5 protein-coding genes and 3 pseudogenes are annotated in these 10,645 nt (G+C 40.0%); all 8 read right to left on the reverse strand.

Annotated elements, in window-relative coordinates:
- Positions 1–219: 219 nt before the first annotated feature.
- Entirely contained in the window at positions 220–339 is a 120-nt protein-coding gene (locus tag ACFIMM_RS03285) for a type II toxin-antitoxin system RelB/DinJ family antitoxin (RefSeq protein WP_375638284.1), read from the reverse strand.
- Positions 340–507: 168 nt separating this feature from the next.
- Complete coding sequence (vbhT, locus tag ACFIMM_RS03290) at positions 508–2,025, reverse strand: type II toxin-antitoxin system protein adenylyltransferase VbhT (protein WP_375682632.1); 1,518 nt, start codon at positions 2,023–2,025, stop codon at positions 508–510.
- A complete protein-coding gene (locus tag ACFIMM_RS03295; protein ID WP_375638282.1) occupies positions 2,012–2,200 on the reverse strand; it encodes an antitoxin VbhA family protein in 189 nt (62 codons plus the stop codon). The genes vbhT and ACFIMM_RS03295 overlap by 14 nt, the downstream gene beginning before the upstream one ends.
- 197 nt (positions 2,201–2,397) lie before the next feature.
- Positions 2,398–2,643: pseudogene (locus ACFIMM_RS03300) on the reverse strand (HigA family addiction module antitoxin).
- 911 nt (positions 2,644–3,554) lie between these two features.
- Positions 3,555–4,928 (reverse strand): phosphoglucosamine mutase, encoded by a 1,374-nt coding sequence (gene glmM, locus ACFIMM_RS03305; protein ID WP_375668265.1) that lies wholly within the window; start codon positions 4,926–4,928, stop codon positions 3,555–3,557.
- Between the two features lie 551 nt (positions 4,929–5,479).
- Positions 5,480–7,643, reverse strand: a pseudogene (gene ftsH / locus ACFIMM_RS03310) (ATP-dependent zinc metalloprotease FtsH).
- 114 nt (positions 7,644–7,757) lie between these two features.
- Positions 7,758–9,245: a tRNA lysidine(34) synthetase TilS gene (gene tilS / locus ACFIMM_RS03315; protein ID WP_375682634.1), complete on the reverse strand. Its 1,488-nt coding sequence runs from the start codon at positions 9,243–9,245 to the stop codon at positions 7,758–7,760.
- Positions 9,246–9,263: 18 nt separating this feature from the next.
- Positions 9,264–10,645 (reverse strand): annotated as a pseudogene (locus ACFIMM_RS03320) (tol-pal system protein); the annotation flags it as partial.

The raw sequence follows: 10,645 nt of genomic DNA on the forward strand, positions 1-10,645 counted from the left end.
AATTATTCAGGCGATATGCCTTCTTCTTTCACAGAAGTTCAATAAGCTGCCATTTCAATCACGGTTTGCATACATCATTCAATATACGGAAACACCCATAACGATAACGCTGTAAATGAAAAGCTAACTTGAAGTGAATGATCAGAAATATCAAATATCCAAATGACAAAACAAATCTTACCTATCTTCAGCTATATCTCTTAACCCTTGTCACTTCTCTTAACCCTTATCACTTTTCTCAAAAGTTTTAAGCGTTTTCTCATGAAGAATATACATATCAAACGGCAATCCTCTTTCATCAACAACTTTTGTCAAAGCAATACGGATGAAATCAGACACCGTAAGTCCTAAACTTGCTAATATTTCACCGGATTTTTTTTAACGCCCTATCTATGCAGGCACATACAACATCTTTTGTCACACCCATATTAAACACCTCCTTTGATTACCTCTCTTTTACCGTATGGCTTAATAGGGCTTATACAGCATAAGGCTTTATCCTTGCCCTTACCGTATCATATCTATTGATCTTGCACGCGCTATTGCGTTGATTTTCTCCTGTTGTCTCTGTTGCAAAAACTTAACTGCCATTTGAAACTCTTTTATGCGTTCTTTATTATAAGACTGTTCTTTGGGGATTGCTTTTGATAAATCAAAACCATATTTATGAATGGCATCATGTCCAAAACGTTTATCTAAAACACTTTGTAGCTTTAAAAACTCTTGATTAACCTGCTCTGGTATCTTTGAATAACTATCACAACCAGCTTCAACATTTTTCATAAAAGTCACTGCTTCTTGTGAAAGTGACGGAACCTCAACTTTCAATCGCTCACGCTCCCGTGTAACACTATCCATATGTGTCTCATAAGAATTCTCATAAAAGGATTGAAGCAGTTTAATAGAAGAAATAGCAAGAGGAACATGATAAAGCGCTTCTTTTCGTTCTTTTCCTGTAGCCTTCAATTTATCGATAAAACGATCTGATCCACGCAGTTCGCCCGCTCTATCAGGTGCCCTATCCAAAATATCAGGAAGTTTATCGCCTTTACCTGCTAAAATCGTTTGCTCAATCCTAAACGCAGCCTCTTGTGGATCTCTATAAATAGATGCTAAATGACTGTTTAACTCCTTAAACACATCAATGTAAGATTTTTTATTTCTAAGAGCGCTTAGCACCTTCTGTTCTAGATTAGAATTATCTATATAAGCAGCAAGGTATGGCTCTCGTTCTGTTGCTTTTGCAACAACATTCAAATCATTTTGTAATTGTTCAAGTTCTTCTTTTTGACGTTTAGCAAAACTTGTCTTTTCTCTATCCCAAGGAGTTTCAATCTTCTCTTTTTGTTGTTCCAAGCACTCTTTATTAAGATAAACGCCAAAAGCAATATTTTTGCCAATACCTTGAGAAACATCATCCCTTTTATTTTCTGTAAACTTGATAAGGTTCTTATAGATGAGTGCAGATAGATATTCTGAATTACCAAAATGTGCTTCAATTGACGCACGTGTCATTTCTTGTCGCTCAATACCCTTCCAGTTGATATGATAACCAGCTTCACGAGCCAGTTGCACCATAAATTCACGCTGAGTACGCCCATTCCCCTCTCGAAACGGATGCAACGCATTCAATTCGCCCATGTAATACCCAGCCCTTTGGCTAAAGTCATAAGCGCCAAGACCACGCAGATACTGTTCTTTTGCAAGCTTTTGCGTAATCTTCGGTGCATAACTTTCAATCTGATTATAACTAGCAAACATACTATTGCCTTTGGCAATATCCACTAAACGAACTTGTCCCGCCCATTCATATATGTCACCAAACAGTCTTCTATGAATCTCTTTCATGTAATTCAGATCAAACTTACCACCAATAGGAGTATGTACAAATTCGAAAGATTTTACATAAGAAATCGTAGATTCTACACGTTGCAGTGTGGCTTTGTCTTTAATACCAAGCCGATTATACATCACACCAGTTTCAGGATCAGTATAAGAATCACCGCTCCCCTTATACTTCTCCACGTTTTACCCTCTCCATATAATCTTTGAGGATATCACTTGTTTCAAGCTCTCCAATAATAACACGCTCCATTTGTGCAACAACCAGCGGATCTGGCTCTAATCCCTCTAAACGTTGGCTTGCCAATGCATTTTCAGCATAGAGGCGACGCAGCTTAAGTTCCTCTTCACTCAACATATTAAAACCCTCATTTGCTTACATTTATTATAGCCAAACAGACTATAGAAACAAGATTTTATTCCTTGTCTTACCCGCGTTACATCTTTTGACCTTGTACGCTCATACGCATGATTTAGCTCTTGTATACGTTTCTGTTGCAAAAACTTAACTGCCATTTGAAACTCTTTTATGCAATCTTGATCATGGGACTGTTGTTAAGGATTTTTTTTTGATAGATCATAATTTGTTTGCATAGCAAGCCAAGCACGTGCTGTGCTTACACCAGACATTTCAAGCCTAATAGCAAGATTAGCACTCATAGCGGCTTTTCCATTTAAAACTCTAGAAAGTGCTACACGAGATATACCAAGCTACTCTGCTGCTTCATTAACGGATAAACCAAGCTCTTTGATCACATCTTCTCGCAATAATTCACCGAGATGTGAAGGATTCTTCATCATTGTTTAGACCTGCTTTTTGATGACAATCCAGATAATCAACCATTTCCACATCTATGCTATCAAAGCGAAATATTACGCAACAATTTCCATTTACAGTAATTGACTAATAATCCTTGAAATCACCCTTTAGCAGATGTAATTAAAAGGATGGATAACTCAAATCTTTTGGCGATACATCTCCTTCAAGAGCACTTAGAATACGCTTTAATTTTTGAGCATGGGCGGTTCTAATCCCTTCAGTCGTACCAGTATTATAGAAGGCTTCAATCCTTTTATGTTTAAATCTTAAAATTGTAAATGAATATAGAGTGTACCCTTCCAAGATACAAAAAATGTTCATTATTTTTACATCACACGGCTTTTTTTACTTTATAAACATTAGAACTGTCGTGAAAAAATTACTCATTCTCATCTCTTTCTCATTATTCTACTAATTATTGGAAAAGTATAAGTTCATAATTAGGAGGAGCTAAACGTAATAGGAGCGTATCATATCTCCAATTGGCAGCGGCACTTAGAAACATCAAGATGATATAACCACAATGACCATTGCTGTTTGATGTTCATGAGGCGCTGCACCCGCTGTATATCGAGTAAAAAGAATGAATAACACTAATAACCCCCTACAAACTCTGTTAAACTAATAACCGGTTTACGAATAAGTAAAAGAAAAAGGAAAATCAAAAAAAGGCATATTTTTCATATTTTACGAACTATAGAGAAATCTATACGCATTGTAGTTATTAGAATTAGACTTTTCCCTTTTTTATTTAATTTGTTCGTAGATAGAGTATCCATTACCGTTATTACATCACTAACAGAGTTAATAATCATACCTTTTGTAATTGCCAAAATCCCGCATTAAAATCAGACCTTTATTCAAAGATGATCTGATAATTTTCTCAAAAAATTCAAGATTCCTCAAGTGCAGTCCCCATGCGTACATCATGATGAATAATAATATCCATCAACTCTGTCACGACAGTGTCCAATACTTCTCGTGCATCGCCTTCAGCCATAAGGCGGATAACCGGCTCCGTTCCAGAAGCGCGGATCACCAGCCGTGCCTCTTTTCCCAACCGCTTCTCTGCTTGATCAATGGCCGCTTTGACGGGATTTTTTTTCAAGATATTTTTATTTTTAATCGTTACATTTTTTAAAATTTGCGGTACAGGTTCAAACCGTTTACACAATTGGCTCATAGGGCTTTGACTTTCCTTCATACAAGCTAAAATCTGCAATGCAGCCACCAAGCCATCACCCGTGGTACCAAAATCACTAAGCACGATATGGCCAGAAGCCTCACCACCAACATTATATCCCTTTTGGCGCATGGCATCGACAACATAACGATCTCCAACTTTTGTCCTTACAAGGTGCAACCCTTTGCTATTCAAGAAACGCTCTAGTCCAAGATTTGACATAATCGTTGTGACAACACCATTGCACCGTAATCGTCCCATTTTATGCCAATTTTCAGCAATTACAGCAATCAACTGATCTCCATCAACCGTTTGTGCTTTTTCATCCACAATGAGAACACGATCTCCATCTCCATCAAGAGCAATCCCCACATCAGCACGCACTTCATGCACTTTTCGTTTTAAAGAGCTTAAATCGGTTGATCCACATTTTTGATTAATATTGGTCCCATTGGGTTCATCATGAATAGCAAAAACCTCAGCCCCCAATTCCCATAAAGCACGGGGAGCCGCTTTATAAGCAGCCCCATTGGCACAATCCACAACAATACGCACAGTATCTAAGCGAACATCACGCGGCAAAGTTCGTTTGGCATATTCAATATAACGATAAATATCCCCCTCAACCCGTTTTGCATAACCAATTTCGGCAGAACTTGCTAAAGATTTTGAAAGATCTGTATCGATCAATTGTTCAATTTTGGCTTCCATATCATCTGAAAGTTTAAAACCATCAGGACCAAAAAGTTTAATTCCATTATCATAGAACGGATTATGAGAAGCAGAAATCATCACCCCAAGATCCGCTCGCAAAGAGCGGCAAAGCATTGCAACAGCAGGGGTTGGCACTGGACCCAATAAAAAAGCTTCCATCCCCGCAGCAGTCAATCCTGAAACCAAAGCGTTTTCCAACATATAACCAGATAATCGTGTATCCTTGCCAATCACCACACGATGAGATTGATGTTGTGAGCGAAATAAAACCCCTACAGCCATCCCCACCTTCATGGCAAAATCGGGTGTCATAGGAAATGAATTGGCTTTCCCCCGAATTCCATCTGTACCAAAATATTTTTGCACCATGCCTCTTTCCTTTAATATATAATTCTTCCCTTGGCTTTTCCTTAAACCCCTAACAAGCCCCCTTGGTACAATAGTCCCCCCGCTCCCCGTATAAAATCAGATCATTGATCTAAACCTTCATGCATTTAAACAATCAAGCCCCCTATTCACCATCTACACATCTAAACCACTCTCAAGCAATTATGTTTACACCCTTCCACATAAAAGCAATATTATCTCCTCAAAATGCTCTATACACCCCTTTAATACAACCAACGGATAATCTCACACACTTGCTAAATCCGTAAAGAAACCCAGCACCAAACCTCATACCCTACAAAATCAGCAAGGAAATCTATCGCCTAACCTCACAACCCTACCACATTAGAAAAGCAACAGTCCACCTCGCCTTGTAGCATGCTAAAGCCGTCATAATACAACGGCTTTGCTTAATTTTTTGCTTCCATATTTTTGCAAATATTACAAGAAAGGCGCAAACAAAACTTGCGCCTTTCTCAAAAAAATTAGAAGTTTTCCTAAAACATCGTCACTCAAGCGATATTAAATAATTCTTATTTTTCTTTATCATGTCCCGCAGTATTGGACTTCTTTTCAGCATTACTTTTAGAGCGGTTGACTGATTTTGTGGTGCCTTTTGTGCTTTGCGCTTTTTTCTCAGTCTCATCCGATTGCACTTCTTTAGACTGAGCCTCCTTAGGCTCAACATTACCGGATTTTGCTGTTTTTTTCCCAACAGCTGCCTCTGCTTTGCCTACCTCGCCTTTATCTGTCTCTGCTTTATGAAGCACTGTTTTAGGGGCTGCTTCAGCGCTTTTTTCATCTACCACTGTTGTCTCTGTCTTCATTTTTCCAGTTTTTGGAACAGAAGACCCCCGTGGCGCAGCACCCTCATCTTTCTGTGTGCGTGAAGGAGGCTTTCCTGCAATAACTTCGTTAATTTCAGCTCCCGTTAAAGTCTCATATTCCAACAAACCTTGTGCCAAAGCAAACCATTCTTTTCTTTTTGTTTTCAAAATGTTTGTCGCATTTTTATAGGCATCATCAATAAGCTTACGCACTTCCATATCAATCATGCGCGCTGTTTCTTCAGAGACATTTTGTGTTCGCGCAACAGAATGACCCAAAAAGACTTCATCTTGGTTATCGCCATAAGCTACATTTCCAAGCAGATCAGAAAATCCCCACCGTGTGATCATCGCGCGAGCTAATTTCGTTGCTTGTTCAATATCAGAAGAAGCACCAGATGTGATATTTTCCTTTCCAAACTTTAATTCTTCAGCCACACGTCCACCCATCATAATGGCCAGACGAGAAATCATCCACCGATAACTCATAGAATAGCGATCGCCTTCAGGCAATTGCATCACCATTCCCAATGCTCTTCCCCTTGGAACGATTGTTGCTTTGTGGACAGGATCAGCAACCGGCACATTAAGAGCCACAATAGCATGTCCTGCTTCATGATAGGCAGTGAGTTCTTTTTCCTCTTGTGTCATAGCGGTTGAACGACGTTCCGCCCCCATCATCACCTTATCTTTGGCATCTTCGAATTCTTGCATCGTGACAACTCTTTTATTACGGCTTGCAGCCATAAGAGCAGCTTCATTGACCAGATTCATCAGGTCCGCACCGGAAAATCCTGGTGTTCCCCTTGCCAAAATTTTCAAATCAACGTTAGGCGCTAAAGGCACGTTGCGCACATGCACTTTCAAGATTTGTTCACGCCCAGAAACATCAGGGTTTGGCACAACAACTTGTCGGTCGAAGCGCCCTGGTCTTAACAAAGCGGGATCAAGCACATCGGGACGGTTTGTTGCAGCAATAAGAATAATACTTTCATTGGGCTCAAACCCATCCATTTCGACAAGCAACTGGTTTAAGGTCTGTTCACGTTCATCGTTTCCACCGCCAAGACCAGCCCCCCGATGGCGCCCAACAGCATCGATTTCATCAATAAAGATAATACAAGGTGCATTTTTTTTTAGCCTGTTCGAACATATCGCGCACACGGCTTGCCCCAACACCAACAAACATTTCAACAAAATCAGACCCTGAAATGGTAAAGAATGGCACATTGGCTTCACCGGCCACAGAACGTGCTAGCAAAGTTTTACCGGTTCCTGGAGGACCAACAAGCAAAACACCGCGTGGGATACGCCCCCCTAAGCGTTGAAATTTTTGTGGTTCGCGTAAAAATTCAACAATTTCTTGAAGATCTTGCTTTGCTTCTTCAACGCCAGCAACATCTTTAAAGGTAATACGTCCTTGCGCTTCATTAAGCAATCTTGCTTTCGATTTCCCAAATCCCATTGCACCGCGTGATCCATTTTGCATTTGCCGCATAAAAAAGACCCACGCCCCCACGATAATAATAACAGGTAACAAGGAAAAGAGGAGATTGAGGAAAATGCTATTTCCAGAGCTTTCAGGAATAGCTTTAACATTGACGTTTTTACTTTCCAATTTTTGTATCAAACCTGGATCGCGAGGAGCATAGGTTGAAATAGCTCTATGTTCAATGGTTTTTCCTGTTAATTTTTGACCTTGAATGGTCACAGATTTCAACTCATTATTCTCAACTTTTTGCAAAAATTCAGAATAGGAGACTTCTCCACCACCAGAACGTTGGCTATCTCCATTAAAGAGAGAAAACGACACAATCAAAATCAATGCAATAACTCCCCAAATAAGGAGAGAGCGGTAATTGGAATTCATATTCAGCCCACTTAATCAAATATAGATTTCAAACAGTTCCCCTTAACATATAACCTTGTCAGCCCCTTGCCAAGGGATGAGAAGCTGTTTATTTTCTTTTAGAGTAATTTTCCTTTATCTTTTCACCTCAATATTAAAAAAAGGTTCCACAACATTCACCAAGGCAGCATCTTCTCGTGAGGAAAGCCAATCGAAAGGTGCCATAATTCGCTTGACGATAACATGTTTATGAACAACTGCTTGAGAAATCAACTCTGGAATATCATACCCTTTATGATTTGAGATCATCAGCAGCGATTGTAAAGAGGGAAAATGAGGCTTTTCAAGCTCAAAATCGCTATTTTTTAATAAAAATTTCAGCTGTTCTAAATTTGCGGCTCCAACCTTTATAGCCTCATATCCATGATTTGTGATATGATAGCGCCCATCCCATATAAAAGTTTTATCTGGCTCAACAATAGCCTCTTTCATATTTCGCCCTTCACGCCACAAAGAAATTCCCTGCTTGTTATATTCAATAACAGAGCCCGCATAAGTAAAACGCCGCTTTTCTGGAGAATCAAGACAGAGTTTTTGAACAAGCATGCTTAATTTCTGATTGGGGAGCAAATAAAATCCCCCTCCCATCAGCACAGCAAAGAGCCCCACCACAAAAGGAAAACTGGAATGTTTCTGTAAAAACAGCGCAGGCTTTTCTATGAAACAACGCCCATGTTGGACAGTAATATCCAGCGCTAAGATCAAATCAGCAATATTTTTAGCTTGTTGACGACGCTGCAATGCGGCTTCATTTATTTTTTGAGCAATATAAGCCAATTTTTGTGGAGAAAGAGATTGACGCACGCGCACACGTTCAAAATTGCGATCTTCATTGGTTGGATCATCAATCCATGTTTGTCCTTGTAAGCGTAAATAATTCCGTAATGTTTGGCGTTTTACACCAAGGAGTGGCCGAATCAAACGCACTTTTCTATGCAACAACGCCTCACGCGGAATACAGGATAAACCGCGCTCATAAAGGGGACCATAGTTTTTTTCGGCAATATTTTTTTTTGTTTTTCTGGTATGATCCTCATCACGTATACCCTCGGCTTCACCGCGCAAAGCACCAGCAAAACCACTGGCATAAACCTCATCGCACATGGCAACAGCTTCACTATATAAAGCACCTCTATTCTTTTGGAGACGTTGATACCGCATATGATAGGTCTCAACCTGATCATTGAGTGTATGCCCCGTCATAATAAGTGATGCGCCTTGTTTTTGTGCTTCTTTAACCAAGAGATCATAGCGTGCAACACGCGCGCTGGAAGCAATATGCGTCTTTGGCTTTTCGCCTTCCCATCGCACAGTGATATGTTGAATATCATGGACACGACAAATTTTCGCAACAGTTTCTGCTTCACGCATCGATTCTTTACGCAATTGATGATCAACCGTGACAACAATCATTTCTGGAGGAAATACGAGTGTTTCCAAATGCTCTTTGACCAAAAACATCAAAGCCAAAGAATCACTTCCCCCTGAGACGGCAAGAATCAACTTCTGACATTGAATAAAATCCGATGTTTTAAAGAGATTTCTTGCCAGTCTAACGCACACCGAAAACGACCTCGCTGTTTATTTTGCAGGTTTACAAAAAACAGATGCTAATGTTTGTTGACGTTTTGATTTTTTCACAAAATGAGCACAATCGTCTTTATTTGGCTCAAGAGCGACCATACTTCTTGCTAATTTCAGTAAAATCTCGGAGGTATAGAGCTTCTTTTTATCTGCATACCATGCGGTAAGATAAACTTGTGCTGCTTCATGATAGCGTTTTTGCCCCAACAAAGATTCGGCCAACCAAAATAAAGCATCATCACTCAAAGAATCTTTTTTGTAACGATTTTGAAAAGCGCAAAAGCTTTTTTCAGCATCAACATAGTTAGCAGAACGAATAAAATCATACCCTTCCTTATACAAAGCTTTAGAAGAAGAAAGATTGTCACTCTGATGTGCTTCAATTGGAGCACTTACTTCATGCGCTTTGTTAAAAGGTTGACTGTTTTCATGGTCATGGCTCTCCACCTTAGCTTCCACAGCAGCAACCTTTGTCTGGTCACCTGTACTATAGTCCTGCTCCATCTCTTCTTTTACAGTCTGAGATTTTTCATCTACAGCAGACTTTTCAAAAGAACAAGAATAAACAGAAGAGGCTTCTGTATCAAAAAGCTCGTGAAACTGCTTGTTAACATTTTTTAAACTGTTATGCTCAAGCACCATTCGTATCTTATGCAAAAGCTTATCTAAATCATAATCTTTAAATAAAGCCTGTTGATTCTCTAAAATAATCCCTTGGTGCTCCGCAACACTAGTAGCTTTTTCCACCACATCAGATGCTGCTTTATCAGCTGCTTCAGGTGCTTCTTTCACTGCATCAACAGCCTTATTAACGGCGTCAGTGGCTTTTTCCACCGCATCAGATACTGCTTTATCAGCTGCTTCAGGTGCTTCCTTCACAGCATCAACAGCCTTATTAACAGCGTCGGTGGCTTTTTCTATCACATCAGATGCTGCTTGATTAGCTGCTTCAGGTGCTTCCTTCACAGCATCATCAGCCTTATTAACAGCGTCAGTGGCTTTTTCTACCGCATCAGATGCTGCTTTATCGGCTGCTTCAGGTGCTTTCTTCACAGCATCAACAGCCTTATCAACAGCGTCAGTGGCTTTTTCTATCACATCAGATGCTGCTTTATCAGCTGCTTCAGGTGCTTCCTTCACAGCATCAACAGCCTTATTAACAGCGTCAGTGGCTTTTTCTATCACATCAGATGCTGCTTTATCGGCTGCTTCAGGCGCTTCTTTAACAGCATCAGTTGCCTTATCAACAGCATCAGTGGCTTTTTCCGCCGCATCAGATGCTGCTTTATCGGCTGCTTCAGGCGCTTTCTTCACTGCATCAACAGCCTTATTAACAGCGTCAGTGGCTTTTTCCACCGCGCTAGATGCTGCTTTATCAG

Origin of the sequence: Bartonella sp. AP258QHHD (assembly GCF_042196145.1) — a bacterium.
GTDB lineage: Bacteria > Pseudomonadota > Alphaproteobacteria > Rhizobiales > Rhizobiaceae > Bartonella.

Coding starts and splice junctions, on each gene's coding strand:
- ACFIMM_RS03295 (WP_375638282.1), bottom strand. CDS start 2,200: ATGTTGAGTGAAGAGGAACTTAAGCTGCGTCGCCTCTATGCTGAAAAT.
- glmM (WP_375668265.1), bottom strand. CDS start 4,928: ATGGTGCAAAAATATTTTGGTACAGATGGAATTCGGGGGAAAGCCAAT.